Origin of the sequence: Azospirillum lipoferum 4B, from assembly GCF_000283655.1 — a bacterium.
GTDB lineage: Bacteria > Pseudomonadota > Alphaproteobacteria > Azospirillales > Azospirillaceae > Azospirillum > Azospirillum lipoferum_C.
The window spans coordinates 408,601-425,520 of record NC_016587.1; the positions used below are offsets into that span (position 1 = coordinate 408,601).

Consider the following 16,920-nt stretch of genomic DNA (forward strand, 5'->3'; position numbering starts at 1 on the left):
CGCCATGCGACACCCCTTAGGCGACACCCCTCAGGCGGCGCGGCCTGTCAGGACGAGGCCTCGTCCATGCTGCGCGACAGCAGTCCCGCCTGTTGGGCCCGGCGGACGGCGTCGGTGCGGTTGCGGGCACCCAGCTTGCGCAGGATGCGGCGGGTGTGCAGCTTGACCGTCACCTCCTGCAGGCTCAGATGACGGCCGATCTCCTTGTTGGTCGCCCCGGTGGCAAGCATGGACAGCACCTGCTGTTCCCGGTCGGTCAGGGGGGACGACAGCGCTCCTTCTCCCTCCGCCACGGGATCCTCGGCATCCTCCGCCTCGTCGATGTCGAGCGACAGGTCGGTCATCTGCATCAGGTCGAGCGCCACGCATTTCGGCACGAAGCTGCCGCCCTCCGCCACCAGCCGGAGGGCCTGCGCCAGGACACGGCGCGGCGTGGTCTTCGGCAGATAGGCTTCGGCACCGCAGCGCAGCACCTCCAGTGCCGTGACAGGATCCTCCGCCCCGGTCACCACCGCGACCGGTCCCTGGATCCCGGCCCGGCGGAGCACGCTGACCGGGTCGCTTCCCTCGGCACCCGGCATGCGCCAGTCCAGAACGATCAGGTCGTAACGAAGAGCCTGGGCAGGAGCACCGTCGGAAATCTGCCGCACCGCCGGCAGTTCCAACAACGAACCGATGCAGCCAACCTCGGCATCCGGCCAAGCCTGCCGGACCGACAGCTCAAGCGCATCCCGGAACAGGGGATGGTCGTCTGCCACCAGGATCTTCATCAAACAGCCTCCGCCACCCTCGGCACCCGCCCGATGAGTTATACCAGCGGCTTTGAAGTGTGACTCGTCACGGTGGATTCCCTTTTGGTCCGCCCTGTGATTCGCTGCCAGCTCTCGGAAGGAGGCGGGTATGGCGGCGATTGCGATCACGCGGCTGGAGCTGAGTTCAGCGGAGTTGCGCCAGCGGGCGGTGCGTTTTGGCGATCCGGATGTAGCGCGGCGCCTTCTCGCCCTAGCTCTGGTTTTGGAGGGGCGATCTCGCGAGGACGCCGCGCGGTCTTGCGGGATGGATCGGCAAACGTTGCGGGATTGGGTTCACCGCTACAACGCCCAAGGCGTGGCGGGGCTGCGGGATCGTAAGGCACCGGGAGCCAAGCCGAAGCTGTCGGCGGAGCAGGAAGCGGAGGTGGCGTCCTGGGTCCGCTCCGGTCCGGACCTCGCCGAGGATGGCGTGGTTCGGTGGCGGCGGTGCGATCTGGCCCGCAAGATCGAGCGCCGGTTCGGCGTGGTGCTGGCCGAGCGCAGCGTTGGCGGGCTGTTGCGCCGTCTGGGGTTCCGTCGCCTGTCGGTGCGCCCCCAGCATCCTCAGCAGGATGGCGAGGCGCTCGAGGCTCACAAAAAAACTTTGCCGCTCTGGTTGCCGGCGCCCTCCCCGACACCGCCCGCGGCAAGCCGCTGGAGCTCTGGTGGCAGGACGAAGCCCGGGTCGGCCAGCAAGGGACCCTGACCCGGGTGTGGGCCGCCAAGGGCAGCCGGCCACGCGCGCCCCGCGACCAGCGCCATAGCTGGGCCTACCTGTTCGGCGCCGTCTGCCCGAGCCGTGGCGCCGCCGCGGCCTTGGTCCTGCCCAAGGCCAACGCCGCGGCAATGACCCTGCACATGGCCGAGATCAGCGGCCAAGTGAGCGACGGCCACCATGCGGTGCTCATCCTCGACGGCGCAGGCTGGCACCAGCCGGGCGACAAGCTGGTCGTGCCCGAAAACATCAGCCTTCTGCATCTCCCGCCCTATTGCCCGGAACTCAATCCGGTCGAAAACATCTGGCAGTTCCTGCGACAGAACCACCTCAGCCATCGCGTCTTCGATTCCTATGCCGCCATCGTCGAGGCCTGCTGCGAGGCGTGGAACGCTCTCGCCCAGGCACCCGAAATCATTCGCTCAATCGCCTCACGCTCGTGGGCAGCGGTCAATGTCTAAAGCCGCTGGTATTATATCAGCATTCCCCCTTATGTAGTCCGAAATCTTAAGTTTTCGTGGCTTCCGTACATTTCACGTCGGTCACACTGGAACGACGCTCCACCGGGCCACTCCTTGCCGCCCGCGGGATAATATCCCCACTATCCCATTTCCCGATCCTGCTATCCCACACTCAACCGCCGCGGGGAGCCCGATCCGGTTATGGTGATGCTCAGCGATCCCTATCCAGCGCAGCCCGCCAATCTGGTTGCGGACGACGGAAGCGGCGACCATGGACATGACCCTTTACGAGCTCCGGGCCAAGCCCGTCACAGTGTCCGCTACCATCCTGCTGGTCGACGACGATCCCGACTTCCGCGGGATGGCCCGCATCGCCTTCACGCGCGCCGGTTACGCCGTTCACGAGGCAGAGAACGGCAACACCGCCCTGGCGATCCTGGCCAGCCGGACCGTCGATCTGGTCGTGACCGACATCATCATGCCCGAGGCCGACGGATACGAGGTGATCCTGCGGCTGAAGGAACAGCCGTCGCGCCCGCCATTGATCGCGGTCACCGGCGGCAGCCTGCGGCTGCGCATGGAGCTGCCGGGAATGGCCCGCCTGCTGGGAGCCGACGCGGCGTTCGAAAAGCCGGTCGACCTGTCGGCCTTGCTGGCGGAAGCCGGCCGGCTGATCGCCGCCCGCAAGGGGGATGCCGCCGGATGAACATCCTCATCGTCGACGACGACCGCACCAACCTGTTCATCATGGGCGCCATCGTCCGCCGTCTGGACGATGCGGAGCCCATCGCCATGGAAAACCCGCTGGACGCCATGGAGTGGCTGCGCGGGAACGAGCCGGACCTGATCCTGCTGGACCAGATGATGCCGGACATGGACGGCATGGACCTGCTGCGCCACATCCGCGATGATGCGCGGCTGGACAATGTTCCGGTGGTGATGATCACCGCCAACACGGCGGTGGACATCCGGGTGCGGGCGCTGGACGAGGGCTGCAGCGATTTCCTGACCAAGCCGATCGTGGTGCCGGAGGTGCAGGCCCGCCTGCGCAACCTGCTGGCCCTGCGCCAGAGCCGCGCCCTGCTGCGCGACCGCGCCGCCCTGCTGGCCGACGAGGTGGAACGGGTGACCGCCGCCCTCCAGCGCCAGGGGGAGGAGCTGGTCAACCGCCTGTCGCGCGCATCCGAATACCGCGACCCCGAAACCGGCGCCCATATCGAGCGGATGGCGCTCTATTCGCGCCTCGTCGCCGAAGCGGCGGGCTGCGGCGGCGCCTATGCCCAGGAGTTGATGAAGGCGGCGCCGATGCACGACATCGGTAAGATCGGCATCCCCGACATGATCCTGCTGAAGCCGGGGCGGCTGACTTCGGAGGAGTTGACGGTGATGCGCCAGCACGCCACCATCGGCCATCGCATCCTGGCCAACAGCGACATTCCGCTGCTGCGGCTGGCGGCGGAGATCGCGCTCAGCCATCACGAGAAGTTCGACGGCAGCGGCTATCCCAATGGATTGGCCGGCAGTGCCATCCCGCTGTCCGGCCGCATCGTCGCCGTCGCCGACGTGTTCGACGCGCTCACCTCCACCCGGCCCTACAAACGGTCGTGGACGCTGGAGGAGGCGCGCGGCTACATGGTCGAGCAGCGCGGCCGCCACTTCGATCCCGCCCTTCTCGACGCCTTCCTGTCGCGCTGGGACGAGGTCTGCGCCATTCACCACGAGAATGCCGACGAATTGCCGGTGCTCTGTCCGACAGAGCATTAGATCGGATCGCGTAAAATCGGAATCGGTTTGGAGCGTGAATCCGATCGCCAATCATAAGGCTACGGCGTCGTGCGTTTCATAGTAAACGCACGACGCTGTACAGCAGGGATGCGTTCCAGCCGCGGACCGCGAGCTCTCAGTTGACGATACGCCAGGAGCCGTCGGGTTGCAGGCAGGCGGTGCCATAGACCGGCTGAGACCGGCCGCCGACCATGGCGCGGCTCTGGTATTCGCGGCACTGCTGGCCGCTGCGCGAGTAATAGACCGGGCCGGCCGGATCGACGCCGATGGCGGCCGGAGGCGGGTTGTAATACTGCACCACCGGAGGCGGAGGGACATAGACCACCGGCGGCGGCGCGTAATACTGCACCACCGGCGGGGGCGGCGCGTAGTAGCGGTAGGGGTGGTAATAGCCGTGGCCGGGAAAGACCGGCCCGAAACCGAAGCCGACCGACACCGACGTGCGCGCCTGCGCCGGTCCGGGAACCACGGCGACCGCAGCGGCAGCCGCGGTCGCCAGCATCGCAGCACCCAGGGCAAACGCCACCCGCACCGTCTTCATCATCCGTCTCCCGGTCGCGACACCCGGCGGCGGCCCCGCCGCCGACATGTCCGACGAACCATCATACACCTCTCCTGCGGCGCATCACAGAGGCTGCGCGCAGGACCGGATGGGATCAGACAGGATCGATCAGATGTCGAGCGGCAGGTTGTCGGGGTCGAAACCCAGCTGTTCCACGATGGCGCGGGCAAGCGGAATGCTGGTCTCGAACCGCCATTCGGCCATGCCCGGACGGTATTCCGACACGTTGGGACGGCCGTTGGCGAAACGGCGCGGGTGCAGCTCGTACCAATAGATGTCGCCGAGCGCCACGCCCTGCTCCTTCGCATAGGCTTCGGCGATGCCCGGCCAATCGTTCACCGCCGGCTGGGGCGACCCGGCCGCCTTGGCGATGTCGGTCTGTTCCAGGAAGGCGACGATACGCTTCCCCTCGCGCTCGAAATCGGCGACCCGGATGGTGACGGGCTGCTTTCCCTCACGCTGATAGGTCCACTCGCGGTTCTTTTCGACCAAGGCCTTGTCCACGGCAAATGCTCCGGTTCACTCCAGCAAAGGCTAACCGACCGGCCCGCCTTAAGCCAACTGTTCCGTTGCCTTATCCGAACGAGCCCTCAGCCCTCGCGACCCCGTGCCCCCCGGCACGGCGGATCGAAGGTAACCAAAGCACGGCGCTTTTTCTTTGTACACGGGAATTGTAACGCCCGGCCTCCGCCGGGCGTCCTTCTTTCCTTGCGGCTCATGCCATCCGGTCAATCCGCCTCTCGGTATCCGCCTTTTCAGTATCCAAGCGCCATGCCGTCGGGGTTGCGGGGGTCGGAATAGCCATACAGTCCGTCCGCGCGCAGCTGGATGGTCTGGGTGCGGCCCATCGTCGGCTTCACCGCCACCTTGTGGCCCATCTGCTCCAGCAGCCGGATCGTGTCGGGGCTGAGGCCCTTCTCCACCCGCAGTTCGTCGGGGGTCCACTGGTGATGGACGCGCGGCAGGGCGGCGGCCTCGGCCGGGTTCATGCCGAAGTCGATGTGGTCGATCACCGTTTCCATGGTGGTGGTGATGATGCGGCTGCCGCCGGGGCTGCCGGTGACCAGCCAGGGCTTGCCGTCCTTCAGCACGATGGTCGGCGACATCGAGCTGAGCGGACGCTTGAAGGGCTGGATGGCGTTGGCCTCGCCGCCGATCAGCCCGAAGGCGTTGGGCACGCCCGGCTTGGCCGAGAAATCGTCCATCTCGTTGTTCAGCAGGATGCCGGTGCCGGCGGCGACGATGCCGCTGCCGAAATTGAGGTTCAGCGTATAGGTGGTGCTGACCACGTTGCCGCGGCTGTCCGCCACCGAATAATGGGTGGTCTGGTCGCTCTCGTAGGGCGCCGGCTTGCCGGGCTTGATGCTGCTGGCCGGGGTCGCCTTCTCCGGATCGATCTTCGCCGCCAGCTCGTCGGCATATCTGCGCGAGGTCAGGCCCTTCACCGGCACCTTGGTGAAGTCGGGATCGCCCAGATATTCGGAGCGGTCGGCATAGGCGAGCTTCATCGACTCAGCCATCAGATGGATCGACCGCGCGCTGGCCGGGCCGTACTCCTTCAGCGGCCAGCGTTCCAGCATGGTCAGCATCTGGATGATGTGCGTCCCGCCGGAGCTGGGCGGCGGCATCGACTTCACCGTATAGCCGCGATAGCTGCCGCTGACCGGCTCGCGCTCCACCACCTTGTAGGCCTTCAGATCCTCCTTGGTGATGGCGCCGCCATGCTTGGCCATCTCCGCCGCGATCTTCTCGGCGATCTCGCCCTCGTAGAAGGCTTTCGGCCCCTGGCGGGCGATCGTCTCCAGCGAGTTGGCGAGGTCGGGATTGACCAGAATCTCCCCGGCGGTCAGCGGGCGGTCGCCCTTGAAGAAGATGGCGCGGGTGGCCTCCCACTTGGCCAGATGGTCGCGTTCGACCTCCAGCAGGCCGGCCAGCTGCGGGGTGACGGTGTAGCCTTCGCGCGCCAGCCTGATCGCCGGGGCCATCACGTCGGCCAGCGTCATCGTGCCGTATGTCTCCAGCGCATGGGCCAGCCCGGCGACGGTGCCGGGAATGCCCACAGCCAGATGGGTATAGAGCGAGCGGTCGGGCACCACCTTGCCCTGCGCGTCCAGATACATGTCGCGGAAGGCCTTGGCCGGCGCCATCTCGCGGAAGTCGATGGCGACGTCCTTCCCGCTGGCCGCGTCATGGACGATCATGAAGCCGCCGCCGCCGACATTTCCGGCGTTGGGCAGCACCACCGCCAGCGCGAAGCCGACGGCGACCGCCGCATCGACCGCATTGCCGCCGCGCTTGAGGATGTCGACCCCGATCTCCGTCGCCAGCCGGTGTTCCGAGGCGACCATCCCGTTCTGCGAACGGACGGGATGGAAGATGTCATAGCCGATGTCGTAGCGGACCGACGCGGGGGCCGAGGTGCTGGCGGGCGCGGCTGCCGGGGCCTGCTGCGGCGCCTTCTGGGCAAGGACCGGCGCCGGCAGGACCAGGGGCAGGACAAGGGCCGAGCCGACGCAGAGCGCAGCCACCGCCGCGACGGAGGAACGGGACCGTAAAGCGGGGAACCACATGCGGTGAAACTCCTGAGCGGGACGACAGGTCGGGGGCTGCAGCCCGGGTCCCGCAGGATGTCACACCCGCGGCGCCCGGTCTTCACTCCGTCGCTGGTCTGCCCAACAATTCACCATCGGGGTTGATGGCGTCGCTCATCCCCGTGAATGGCCTGTGACGGCCGGTGAATGGCGTGCGACGCGGAGCGGGGCGGGGCATCGCTCCTGTCAGTAGGTCTCCGCCATCCGCGACCGGCTCATGCTGTCGGAACCGCCGTCGAGGGAGTTGTGGGAGCCGTGATGGCCAAGCGCGTCCTGGTGGCCGCCGGGCAGGCGTTCCTTCACCGGGCAGTGGCCGCTCATGCCGCGGGCGACCAGGGCGGCCCCGACCAGCCCCATGATGGCGCCCGGAATGCTGGCGCCCTTGCGCAGACCGCCCGCCGCGACGGCGAGGCCGAGGCCGGTCGAGACGATGCGCTCGCCCATGCCCATGTTGGCGTGGCCTTCGAAGACGCTGTCATAGGCATGGCGGATCGAGGATTGGGCGTTCATGGCTGCTCCGGGGGACGATGGGGGGTGGAATGCCCCTTCCAACGCGGGACATCCCCGTCTGTTCCCTCCCCTGCCGTCGTCTCGAAGCCGGCCGAAGCCGCCGCGGCGCCGGATCAGGCGCGCGCCCGCACGGCCCCCGGCAGCTTCAGCACCGACAGGGCAAGGCCGGCGAAGACCAGCAACCCGCCGGCCAGCTTGACCGCGGTGAAGGTCTCGCCCAGCAGGAGCGCGCTGGAACTCATGCCGAAGATGGGCACCAGCAGCGAGAAGGGAGCGACGAGGCTGGCCGGATAATGCCGCATCAGGAAGCCCCAGGCGGCGAAGCCGAACAGCGTCGCCCCCGCCGCGATGTAGACCAGCGAGCCGACGCCGACGACCGTCAGGGTGGTGAAGGCATGGACGATGCGCTCCGGCCCCTCCAGCGCCAGCGACATCGCCAGCAGCGGCAGCGGCGGGATCAGGCTGACCCAGACCATCAGGCTGAACAGGTCGGGCGCCTTGGCCTGCTTCATCACGATGTTGGACACGCCCCAGGCCGCCGCCGCCGCCAGCGTCAGGGCAAGGCCGAGCAGCGAGTCGCCCGCCGGCATCTCCAGCGCGATCAGGCCGACGCCGGCAAAGGCGACGACCATGCCGGCGATCTGCCGCGGCCCCGGCCGGTCGCCCAGCATCAGGGCGGCGAAGATGGCGGTGAAGAAGGCCTGCGCCTGCAGCACCAGCGAGGCGAGCCCGGCCGGCATGCCGACATCGATGCCCAGGAACAGCAGCGGGAACTTCACCACGCCCAGCATCACGCCGATGCCGATCACGAACCGCCAGGGCACCGGCGGCCCCTTCGCCCAGCCCAGCACCAGGACCGGCAGCGCCGCCAGCGCGAAGCGCAGGCAGGAAAAGAGCAGCGGCGGGAAATCGCGCAATCCGACCTTGATCGCGACGAAGTTGAAGCCCCAGACGGCGGCGACCGCCACCGCGAGCAGAATGTGGGAAGCACGCATGATGGCAGGCTAATTGGGCGCCGACCGGCCGGTCAACCGGAGGACGGGTGTTCCCGCCTACGCTAGGCCGATGGGCCGCTCAGCCGCCCCCTGGCCAGAAAGCCCTTCTCCCCTTGTGGGAGAAGGGTTGGGATGAGAGGTACAGACGGCGACAGGCCGTTGGAAACCCTGGATTTGCGCCCCCTCACCCCAACCCCTCTCCCGCAAGGGGAGAGGGGCTTTTACCTCGCTCTCCGCACGAATGGTGTTGCAATGAGGTGCGCGGGGCGCGGGGCTGACCTGCGCCGTCCCGTCAGGGATCGGCATGCAGAATCCGGCATTCGTCCGACGCGTTGATCGCCCAGGACGACCCCGACAGCACCATCGCGCCGATGTCGCCCAGGCCGCTGCTGCGGAAGCTGACGCGGCGGGCACGGGCGAGCGGTTCCAACTCCTCCAGGTAGCTCTTGGTCGGGATGGCGACATAGAGGCTGCCGTTGGGCAGGCCGCGGGCGCTCAGCGACATCCGCGATCCCTGGTCCAGGCTGGCCGTCAGGTCATAGCGTTCGCCGGGCTTCACCGTCGCTCCGCTGTCCGACGGGGTGAAGCCCGACAGGATGAAGCCCGATTCGGTCGAGGCGGTGCGGAAGGTCAGGCGCGGAGCGGCGTCCTGGCCGACCGCAATACCGCGCTCCGCAACGCAGAAGGCCTTGCCGCCGGGGGGGGTGTGGATGGTGACGGTCCAGCCCTTGCCGGCGCTGAATGGCTTGGCCGGTCCGTCCGGCAGCCCGGCGGCGGCCGGCGGCGGGGCCGGAGGAGGAGGCACCGTCTCGCAGGCGGCAAGCGCCAGCACGAGGCCGGTCAGCAGGGCCAAAGGCGTCGCCGCCCGGACGGCGCGGCGGCTCATGAAGGCCGGCCGCAGTCGGACGACGGGTGCAAGGTGCGGCCGATCCATCGCGGCGTCCTCCCCATCCCTGAACGTGATGCGGCGATCTGCATATCACGTTCGCATGCATCCGGCGACCGTCGCGGCGACCGCCCCGCCTGTGCTAGAACCGGAGGCCCTGTTGCAGCAAGCCCGCGGTTGCCATGCCCCACGCCGACTTCATCCACCTGCGCGTCCATTCCGCCTATTCGCTGTCGGAAGGTGCGATCAAGGTGAAGGAGCTGGTCAAGCTCTGCCTCAAGCAGCAGATGCCCGCCGTCGCGGTCACCGACACCGGCAACCTGTTCGGCGCGCTGGAATTCGCGCTGGCGGCATCCGATGCCGGCGTTCAGCCGATCATCGGCACCGTGCTGGGCATCACCCGCGTCGGCCCCGCCCAATTTGGTCCGGGAGGGGCCAAGCCCGGCCTGCCCGGCAAGGCGGCGGCCACCCCCGACCAGATCGTCCTGCTCTGCCAGAACGAGGAGGGCTATCGCAACCTGACGGCGCTGGTGTCCAAGGCCTTCCTCGAATCGGACCCGCTGGCCGGCCCGCAGGTGACGCTCGACGCGCTGGAGGGGCGGTCCGCCGGGCTGATCGCGCTGACCGGCGGCCCCGGCGGCTCCATCGGCCGGCTGCTGCACGAGGGACAGAAGGACTTGGCGCTCGACGTTCTGGAGCGGCTGAAGCGCCTCTTCCCCGGCCGCCTCTATGTCGAGCTGCAGCGGCACGAAGGCGGGCGCGGCCATTTCGCCACGGTCGAGAACGCCATCGAGCCGGCGCTGATCGACCTCGCCTATGCCCACGGCCTGCCGCTGGTCGCCACCAACGACTGTTATTTCGCCACCGCCGACATGTATGAGGCGCACGATGCGCTGCTCTGCATCGCCGAGGGCGCCTATCTCAGCCAGGAGGACCGCCGCCGCCTGACCCCCGACCATCGCTTCAAGTCGGCGGAGGAGATGCGGCTGCTGTTCGCCGACCTGCCGGAGGCGGTTGACAACACGGTCGCCATCGCCCGGCGCTGTTCCTTCCTGCTGAAGCCGATCAAGCCGATCCTGCCGCCCTTCGCCTGCGAAGGCGGCCGCACCGAGGATGACGAGCTGCGCGCCCAGTCGCGCGCCGGCCTGGAGATGCGGCTGGAGAAGGTCGTCTTCACGCCCGACATGACGCCGGAACAGCGCGAGGAAACCCGCAAGACCTATTTCGAGCGGCTGGAGTTCGAGCTGGACGTCATCGTCAAGATGAAGTTTCCCGGCTACTTCCTGATCGTGTCGGACTTCATCAAATGGGCGAAGAACCACGACATCCCCGTCGGTCCGGGCCGCGGTTCGGGTGCCGGCTCCGTCGTCGCCTGGGCGCTGACCATCACCGATCTCGACCCGCTGCGCTTCGGCCTGCTGTTCGAGCGGTTCCTGAACCCCGAACGCGTGTCGATGCCCGACTTCGACATCGACTTCTGCCAGGACCGCCGCGAAGAGGTCATCCGCTACGTCCAGAACAAGTACGGCTACGACCGCGTCGCCCAGATCATCACCTTCGGTAAGCTGCAGGCCCGCGCCGTGCTGCGCGACGTCGGCCGCGTCCTGCAGATGCCCTACGGGCAGGTCGACAAGATCTGCAAGATGGTGCCGAACAACCCGGCCAACCCGGTGACGCTGCAGCAGGCGCTGGACAGCGAGGAGATGCTGCGGCAGGCGCGCGACAGCGACGACACCGTCCGCCACCTGATCGACATCGCGCTGAAGCTGGAGGGCCTCTACCGCCACGCCTCGACCCACGCCGCCGGCGTGGTGATCGGCGACCGGCCTTTGCAGGAGCTGGTGCCGCTGTACCGAGACCCGCGCTCGGACATGCCCGTCACCCAGTTCAACATGAAATATGTCGAACAGGCCGGTCTGGTGAAGTTCGACTTCCTGGGATTGAAGACGCTGACCGTGCTGAAGACGGCGGTCGATTTGATCCCCGAGAAACCGGACCTGACCACCGTCCCGCTGGACGACGAGAAGAGCTATCAGCTGCTCAGCCGGGCCGAGGCGACCGGCGTGTTCCAGCTGGAAAGCTCGGGCATGCGCGACGTTCTGCGCCGGCTGAAGCCGAACCGGCTTGAGGACATCATCGCGCTGGTGTCGCTCTACCGCCCCGGCCCGATGGACAACATCCCGAAATACATCCGGGTGAAGAACGGCGAGGAAAAAGCCGACTACATGCATGACAGCCTGGAAGGCATCCTGAAGGAAACCTTCGGGATCATGATCTACCAGGAACAGGTCATGCAGATCGCCCAGGTGCTGTCCGGCTATTCGCTGGGCGGCGCCGATCTTCTGCGCCGCGCCATGGGCAAGAAGATCAAGGAGGAGATGGACAACCAGCGCAAGATCTTCTGCGACGGCGCGGAGGCGCGCGGCGTGAAGGCCGATCTGGCAAGCATGATCTTCGATCAGGTCATGAAGTTCGCCGGCTACGGCTTCAACAAGTCCCACGCCGCCGCCTATGCCCTGGTCGCCTATCACACGGCCTATCTCAAGGCGAACCACCCGGTGGAGTTCATGGCGGCGTCGATGACGCTCGACCTCGGCAACACCGACAAGCTGAACGTCTTCCGGCAGGAGCTGGCCCGCCTTCGCGTCAAGCTGCTGACGCCGGACATCAACAAATCCGACTCCATCTTCGGGGTGGAGCAGCTGCCCGACGGAACCAAGGCGGTGCGCTATGCTCTCGCCGCGGTGAAGGGCGTCGGCCTGCCCGCCATGAAGGCGGTGGTAGAGGAGCGGCGGAAGAACGGTCCGTTCAAGAGCCTGTTCGACTTCGCCCGCCGGCTGGATTTGAAGACCATCAACAAGCGCCAGCTCGAAAATCTCGCCTGCGCCGGTGCCTTCGACGGGCTGAACCCAAACCGCGCCCAGGTTCATGCCGCGCTGGAAACCATCATCCGCTACGCCCAGGCGGAGGCGGCTGAGCGCGACAGCGGCATCGGCAACCTGTTCGGCGGCGGTGGCGGCGGCCTGCCCGAACCGGATCTGCCCAAGGTCAAGGATTGGGAACCGCTGGAGAAGCTGAAGCACGAGTTCGGCGCCATCGGCTTCTACCTGTCGGCCCACCCGCTGGATGCCTATTCCGGCCCGCTCGGCCGCATGAAGGTGGTGCGCTCGGCGGAACTCCAGACCGCCGTCGCGAAGGGCGGCTCCACCCGCTACAAGATGGCGGGCATCGTCGTGTCGAAGAAGGAGAAGACCGCCAAGTCCGGCAACCGCTTCGCCTTCGTCGAGCTGTCGGACGCCACCGGCGGCTATGAGGTGACGCTGTTCTCCGAGGTGCTGGCCGCCAACCGCGACCTGCTGGAGCCCGGCCGCCCGGTGCTGATGACGGTGGACGCCCAGCTGAACGGCGAAGAGGTCCGCCTGACCTGCCAGGAGATCAAGCCGCTGGAGGAGGCCGTCGCCTCGGTCAGCGCCGGCCTGCGCGTGGTCCTGCGCGACCCCACCCCGATCGAGCATCTGCGCGCCACGCTGGACCGGCTGTCCCGCGGCAAGAGCCGGATCAACGTGCTGGTGGAGATCGACCCGCTGAAGGAGGTCGAGATCGAACTGCCCGGCAGCTACACCATCACCGCACAGAGCCGCTCGGCCCTGAAGGCTGTGCCGGGTGTGGTCGAGGTGGCGGAATTGTAAGGACCGGCGGAGGCGCCAGCGGGGCACTCACCCGCCGGCCGCTTCCTCCTCCTCCGCCTGACGGCGGCGGAAGCCGACCAGGGCGGTTTCGTCCAGCATCGCGGCATCCTTGCGCTTCTGCTTGTCGCGTTCGCGCTTCTGCCGCTCCTCCTCGGCCAGCTCGTAGCGTTTCAGCTCCTGGAAGGCTTCGGCCATCTCGTCGGTGGCGATCTCGATCTGCGCCTCGACCTGGGCCAGCGATTCGCCGAGCTTGCGGCCGCGCTCCAGCGCCGCCTGGGCGAAGTTGGAATAGGTGAAGGAGACGGAGAAATCGTCGCGCACGGTATCCTGTTCGTGCACGATCTCCTGCTTCACCTTCTCGATCTCGTTGCGCAGCCGGTCGGCCAGCGTGTGGAGTTCCGCCAGGACGCGACGCTTCTCGTCCAGTTGCAGCTTCTGCAGGCGGATGATCGTCTTCAGGCTCATTGCGGCCACTGCACCCCAAAGATTTCAGCCAGCATGGCGTAGCTGGTCTCCAGATCGGTGGCTTCGCGCTTGCCCTGCTTCAGGAAAGCCTCCAGCGCCGGCTGAAAGTGGATCGCCTCGTCCACCTGGGGGTCGGAGCCGCGGCGGTAGGCGCCGAGCCGGATCATCTCCGCCATGTTGTCGTAGGACGACAGCAGGCGCCGGGCATGGCCGACCAGCTCGTTCTCGTTCGGCGTGTTGCAGCCGGGCATGGTGCGCGACACGCTGCGCAGGATGTTGATGGCGGGATAGCGCCCGCGCTCGCCGATCTGGCGTTCCATCACGATGTGGCCGTCCAGGATGCCGCGCACGGCGTCGGCGATGGGTTCGTTGTGGTCGTCGCCGTCCACCAGCACGGTGAACAGGCCGGTGATGGTGCCCGCCCCGACCACCCCCGGCCCGGCGCGCTCCAAGAGGCGCGGCAGCTCGGCGAAGACGGTCGGCGGATAGCCCTTGGTCGTCGGCGGCTCGCCGGCCGACAGGCCGATCTCGCGCTGGGCCATGGCAAAGCGGGTGACGCTGTCCATCATGCACAGCACGTCGCGGCCCTGGTCGCGGAAATGCTCGGCCACCGCCAGCGTCATGTAGGCCGCCTGCTTGCGCATCAGCGGCGCCTCGTCCGAAGTGGCGCAGACGACGACGCTGCGGGCCAGACCCTCCTCGCCCAGATCCTCGGTGATGAATTCCTGCAATTCGCGCCCGCGCTCGCCGATCAGCCCGATCACCGCAACCTCGGCGGCGGAGAAGCGCGCCAGCATCGACATGACCGACGATTTGCCGACGCCGGAGCCGGCGAAGATGCCCATGCGCTGGCCGCGGCAGCAGGTGAGAAAGGCGTTGATGGCGCGGATGCCCAGATCCAGCTTCTCTCCCACCCGCGCGCGGGAATGGGCGTTGGGCGGGTTGTTGCGGATCGGCGTGCCGTGCGGCCCCTTGGGCAGCGGCCCCTTGCCGTCGACCGGCTCGCCCAGCGCGTTGACGACACGGCCGAGCCAGGCGTCGGTCGGGTAGATCATCGCCTGGTCGCCCGCCACCAGCGCCCGGCAGCCCAGCCCCACCCCGTCCAGCGCGCCGAAGGGCATGGCGAGCGCCCGGCCCTGGCGGAACCCGACCACCTCGCAAGGAATCCGGCGGCGGTCGCGCGTCTCCACGATGCAGCGGCCGCCGACCGACAATTCCTTCTCGATGCCGCCGACCTCGACCATCAGGCCGGACACGGCGGTGACGCGGCCATAGCGGCTGCAATCGGGAATCGAGTCGATGTCGCGGATCAGCTGGTCGAAATCGAACGGCATGGGTCGGATACCGACATCCCCAAGACGGGACGCGCTCCTATTAAGTGGTAGTTCTGTGGACGGAGGCGACGTTAACCACCATGATCGCATCTTGCGATGGAAGGATTAACGTTGTGTAAGCGCTTGGCACTGGCGTTAAGCTGAATCGTCTGTTAACTTGTGTAAACGGGATGGTTGAAATCGGTCATCAAGGATCGGGGACCATCCACGGGGTCGGGTAGCGAAAGCGCGCCATCAAACGTCGGGATATCGCCATGAGGGTTCTGCTGGTTGAAGACGATTCCTCCGTCGCCAAAAGCATCGAGCTGATGCTGAACACGGAAGGATTCATCGTCGACTCTACCGACCTGGGTGAGGACGGGCTGGAGATCGGCAAACTCTATGACTACGACATCATCATTCTCGACCTGATGCTGCCGGACATCGACGGGTACGAGGTTCTGCGCCGCCTGCGCGCCGCGCGCGTGACCACGCCGATCCTGATTCTGTCCGGCCTGACCGAGATGGACAACAAGATCAAGGGGCTGGGCTTCGGCGCCGACGATTACCTGACCAAACCGTTCGACAAGCGCGAACTGATCGCCCGCATCCAGGCCATCGTCCGCCGGTCGAAGGGCCATTCGGACAGCATCATCCGCACCGGCCGCCTGACCGTCAATCTCGACACCCGCACGGTGGAGGTCGACCAGTCGCCGCTGCACCTCACCGGCAAGGAATACGGCATCCTGGAGTTGTTGAGCCTGCGCAAGGGCACGACGCTGACCAAGGAGATGTTCCTGAACCATCTCTATGGCGGGATGGACGAGCCGGAGCTGAAGATCATCGACGTCTTCGTCTGCAAGCTGCGCAAGAAGCTGGCCGCCGCCACCCAGGGCGACAACTACATCGAAACGGTGTGGGGCCGCGGTTACGTGCTGCGCGACCCGCACGAGGAAATCTCGGAAGCGAATCCGCCGCCGCCGCCGCGCGTGCCGCAGCAGCAGGCGGCCGGCTGACCGCCAAAGAAATCGGGCGGCACCGTCGCTCTCACAATCGAACGCCCGGCCGGTCTTTCGCCTTGAAAGACCGGCCGGGCGTTCCCATGTCAGACAGGTCATTCTGCTACGGACTGCGGGACGTTCAAACGCCCCCACGCTCAGCCCCCCTTTTTTCGCCGATGCGAGCATGCCTTTGCGGGCATTCGGGGGCCGCCAATCCCACATCCAGTCTGATGCGCCGCACCGGTGGTGCGGCGCCCTTCGCGTTATGGGAGACAGACATGCCCGTCGGCACCGTCAAATGGTTCAACAGCACCAAGGGCTTCGGTTTCATTCAGCCGGAAAGCGGCGGCCCGGATGTGTTCGTTCACATCTCCGCTGTCGAACGCGCCGGGCTGCGCAGCCTGGTCGATGGCCAGAAGATTTCCTACGAGGAGCAGCGCGATCCCAAGCGCGGCAAGACCTCGGCGGAAAATCTGAAGGCGGTCTGACCGCCTGACCGCCGACCTGCGGAAAAAGGGGCATCGGGAAACCGGTGCCCTTTTTCCGTGTTGCGCATTCAGCACCGCCCATACGCCGGGCCTATGCCCCGCCGGGACCTGCCCAGAGGAGAACCGCTATGGCTTTCAAACCGAACTACAACCAGCAGCGGGCCGAGCGTAACCGGGCCAAGGAACAGAGGAAGCAGGAAAAGCTTCAGCGTCGCGAGGAAGAGGTCGCCGCCCGCCGTGCCGGCACTCAGACCGACGGCGAACAGGGTGGGCAGGACGATGCGGACGTACAGGATGACGCCGTCTCGACCGACACCGATACCAAGACCGATACCAACAATGCTTGACCGCAAGGCCGATCCCACGGCCGACTGCGACCACACGGAGGACAGGCCATGGCCCGTCAGAAGAAACAACCCGTCGAAAACGCCTTCGCACTGTTCGATGTGATCTACCAGGACGGTGCGCGCACCTCGAACCGCAAGGTGCCGACGTCCGACATCGACCAGTTCGACCGCGAGAATTCCATCCGCGCCTTCATCGAGGCACAGGACCGCAAGATCGCCGAGATGTCCGGCAACCCGCGCGGACCGATCAAGTCGATCACGCCGTCGGCGTGAAGCTGCTGTAATCGAGTGGGGGCGGCTCTCCCGCCCCCGTCGCTCCCC

Annotated in this window: 17 protein-coding genes; 8 read left to right on the forward strand and 9 right to left on the reverse strand. The window is 66.9% G+C overall.

Annotated features, from left to right (window positions below):
• Positions 1 to 47 precede the first annotated feature (47 nt).
• A complete protein-coding gene (locus AZOLI_RS26105; RefSeq protein WP_014189653.1) occupies positions 48 to 770 on the reverse strand; it encodes a LuxR C-terminal-related transcriptional regulator in 723 nt (240 codons plus the stop codon).
• A gap of 130 nt (positions 771 to 900) precedes the next feature.
• On the opposite strand from AZOLI_RS26105, the gene AZOLI_RS31820 reads away from it, so the two are divergent.
• The 3 genes from AZOLI_RS31820 to AZOLI_RS26125 all read left to right on the forward strand — a co-directional run bounded on the left by AZOLI_RS31820 (position 901) and on the right by AZOLI_RS26125 (position 3,731).
• A protein-coding gene (locus tag AZOLI_RS31820) for an IS630-like element ISAli3 family transposase (protein ID WP_076611116.1) occupies positions 901 to 1,967 on the forward strand; the annotation gives its coding sequence in 2 pieces (ribosomal slippage) (positions 901 to 1,387 and positions 1,387 to 1,967; 1,068 coding nt in all).
• A 271-nt stretch (positions 1,968 to 2,238) separates the two neighbouring features.
• Positions 2,239 to 2,673, forward strand: coding sequence for a response regulator (locus AZOLI_RS26120; RefSeq protein ID WP_014189654.1), 435 nt, complete (start codon positions 2,239 to 2,241; stop codon positions 2,671 to 2,673).
• Positions 2,670 to 3,731 carry an HD domain-containing phosphohydrolase gene (locus AZOLI_RS26125; RefSeq protein WP_014189655.1) on the forward strand — a complete coding sequence of 354 codons (1,062 nt, stop codon included), beginning with the start codon at positions 2,670 to 2,672 and terminating at the stop codon, positions 3,729 to 3,731. Before AZOLI_RS26120 ends, AZOLI_RS26125 begins: the two co-directional genes overlap by 4 nt.
• 136 nt (positions 3,732 to 3,867) lie before the next feature.
• Here AZOLI_RS26125 and AZOLI_RS26130 read toward each other — a convergent pair whose 3' ends face one another.
• The 6 genes from AZOLI_RS26130 to AZOLI_RS26155 form a co-directional block, all read right to left on the reverse strand.
• The gene (locus AZOLI_RS26130) at positions 3,868 to 4,296 is read right to left on the reverse strand and encodes a hypothetical protein (protein ID WP_167331757.1); all 429 of its coding nucleotides are present in this window, start codon (positions 4,294 to 4,296) and stop codon (positions 3,868 to 3,870) included.
• Between the two features lie 126 nt (positions 4,297 to 4,422).
• On the reverse strand, positions 4,423 to 4,818 hold the full coding sequence (locus AZOLI_RS26135) for a hypothetical protein (RefSeq protein WP_014189657.1): 396 nt from the start codon (positions 4,816 to 4,818) through the stop codon (positions 4,423 to 4,425).
• Between the two features lie 251 nt (positions 4,819 to 5,069).
• Positions 5,070 to 6,884 carry a gamma-glutamyltransferase gene (gene ggt, locus AZOLI_RS26140; RefSeq protein WP_014189658.1) on the reverse strand — a complete coding sequence of 605 codons (1,815 nt, stop codon included), beginning with the start codon at positions 6,882 to 6,884 and terminating at the stop codon, positions 5,070 to 5,072.
• Positions 6,885 to 7,091: 207 nt separating this feature from the next.
• Positions 7,092 to 7,415 carry a YgaP family membrane protein gene (locus tag AZOLI_RS26145; protein ID WP_014189659.1) on the reverse strand — a complete coding sequence of 108 codons (324 nt, stop codon included), beginning with the start codon at positions 7,413 to 7,415 and terminating at the stop codon, positions 7,092 to 7,094.
• Positions 7,416 to 7,528: 113 nt separating this feature from the next.
• Positions 7,529 to 8,410, reverse strand: a complete 882-nt coding sequence (locus AZOLI_RS26150; protein WP_014189660.1) for an EamA family transporter — start codon at positions 8,408 to 8,410, stop codon at positions 7,529 to 7,531.
• 292 nt (positions 8,411 to 8,702) lie between these two features.
• Positions 8,703 to 9,344, reverse strand: a complete 642-nt coding sequence (locus AZOLI_RS26155) for a hypothetical protein (RefSeq protein WP_014189661.1) — start codon at positions 9,342 to 9,344, stop codon at positions 8,703 to 8,705.
• Between the two features lie 134 nt (positions 9,345 to 9,478).
• On the opposite strand from AZOLI_RS26155, the gene dnaE reads away from it, so the two are divergent.
• Positions 9,479 to 12,985, forward strand: a complete 3,507-nt coding sequence (gene dnaE, locus AZOLI_RS26160) for a DNA polymerase III subunit alpha (protein WP_014189662.1) — start codon at positions 9,479 to 9,481, stop codon at positions 12,983 to 12,985.
• A gap of 27 nt (positions 12,986 to 13,012) precedes the next feature.
• On the opposite strand, the gene AZOLI_RS26165 is transcribed toward dnaE, so the two are convergent.
• Entirely contained in the window at positions 13,013 to 13,450 is a 438-nt protein-coding gene (locus tag AZOLI_RS26165) for a flagellar export protein FliJ (protein ID WP_014189663.1), read from the reverse strand.
• Positions 13,447 to 14,784, reverse strand: a complete 1,338-nt coding sequence (gene fliI / locus AZOLI_RS26170; protein ID WP_014189664.1) for a flagellar protein export ATPase FliI — start codon at positions 14,782 to 14,784, stop codon at positions 13,447 to 13,449. The genes AZOLI_RS26165 and fliI overlap by 4 nt, the downstream gene beginning before the upstream one ends.
• A gap of 254 nt (positions 14,785 to 15,038) precedes the next feature.
• On the opposite strand from fliI, the gene ctrA reads away from it, so the two are divergent.
• The 4 genes from ctrA (at position 15,039) to AZOLI_RS26190 (ending at position 16,872) form a co-directional block, all read left to right on the forward strand.
• On the forward strand, positions 15,039 to 15,779 hold the full coding sequence (gene ctrA / locus AZOLI_RS26175) for a response regulator transcription factor CtrA (RefSeq protein WP_014189665.1): 741 nt from the start codon (positions 15,039 to 15,041) through the stop codon (positions 15,777 to 15,779).
• Positions 15,780 to 16,042: 263 nt separating this feature from the next.
• Positions 16,043 to 16,252: a cold-shock protein gene (locus AZOLI_RS26180; RefSeq protein WP_012977930.1), complete on the forward strand. Its 210-nt coding sequence runs from the start codon at positions 16,043 to 16,045 to the stop codon at positions 16,250 to 16,252.
• 128 nt (positions 16,253 to 16,380) lie between these two features.
• A complete protein-coding gene (locus AZOLI_RS32750) occupies positions 16,381 to 16,599 on the forward strand; it encodes a hypothetical protein (protein WP_044553201.1) in 219 nt (72 codons plus the stop codon).
• Between the two features lie 48 nt (positions 16,600 to 16,647).
• Positions 16,648 to 16,872 (forward strand): hypothetical protein, encoded by a 225-nt coding sequence (locus AZOLI_RS26190; RefSeq protein WP_014189667.1) that lies wholly within the window; start codon positions 16,648 to 16,650, stop codon positions 16,870 to 16,872.
• Positions 16,873 to 16,920 lie beyond the last annotated feature (48 nt).

Coding starts and splice junctions, on each gene's coding strand:
- AZOLI_RS26105 (WP_014189653.1), bottom strand. CDS start 770: ATGAAGATCCTGGTGGCAGACGACCATCCCCTGTTCCGGGATGCGCTT.
- AZOLI_RS26120 (WP_014189654.1), top strand. CDS start 2,239: ATGGACATGACCCTTTACGAGCTCCGGGCCAAGCCCGTCACAGTGTCC.
- AZOLI_RS26125 (WP_014189655.1), top strand. CDS start 2,670: ATGAACATCCTCATCGTCGACGACGACCGCACCAACCTGTTCATCATG.
- AZOLI_RS26130 (WP_167331757.1), bottom strand. CDS start 4,296: ATGATGAAGACGGTGCGGGTGGCGTTTGCCCTGGGTGCTGCGATGCTG.
- ggt (WP_014189658.1), bottom strand. CDS start 6,884: ATGTGGTTCCCCGCTTTACGGTCCCGTTCCTCCGTCGCGGCGGTGGCT.
- AZOLI_RS26145 (WP_014189659.1), bottom strand. CDS start 7,415: ATGAACGCCCAATCCTCGATCCGCCATGCCTATGACAGCGTCTTCGAA.
- AZOLI_RS26150 (WP_014189660.1), bottom strand. CDS start 8,410: ATGCGTGCTTCCCACATTCTGCTCGCGGTGGCGGTCGCCGCCGTCTGG.
- AZOLI_RS26155 (WP_014189661.1), bottom strand. CDS start 9,344: ATGGATCGGCCGCACCTTGCACCCGTCGTCCGACTGCGGCCGGCCTTC.
- dnaE (WP_014189662.1), top strand. CDS start 9,479: ATGCCCCACGCCGACTTCATCCACCTGCGCGTCCATTCCGCCTATTCG.
- AZOLI_RS26165 (WP_014189663.1), bottom strand. CDS start 13,450: ATGAGCCTGAAGACGATCATCCGCCTGCAGAAGCTGCAACTGGACGAG.
- fliI (WP_014189664.1), bottom strand. CDS start 14,784: ATGCCGTTCGATTTCGACCAGCTGATCCGCGACATCGACTCGATTCCC.
- ctrA (WP_014189665.1), top strand. CDS start 15,039: ATGAGGGTTCTGCTGGTTGAAGACGATTCCTCCGTCGCCAAAAGCATC.
- AZOLI_RS26180 (WP_012977930.1), top strand. CDS start 16,043: ATGCCCGTCGGCACCGTCAAATGGTTCAACAGCACCAAGGGCTTCGGT.
- AZOLI_RS32750 (WP_044553201.1), top strand. CDS start 16,381: ATGGCTTTCAAACCGAACTACAACCAGCAGCGGGCCGAGCGTAACCGG.
- AZOLI_RS26190 (WP_014189667.1), top strand. CDS start 16,648: ATGGCCCGTCAGAAGAAACAACCCGTCGAAAACGCCTTCGCACTGTTC.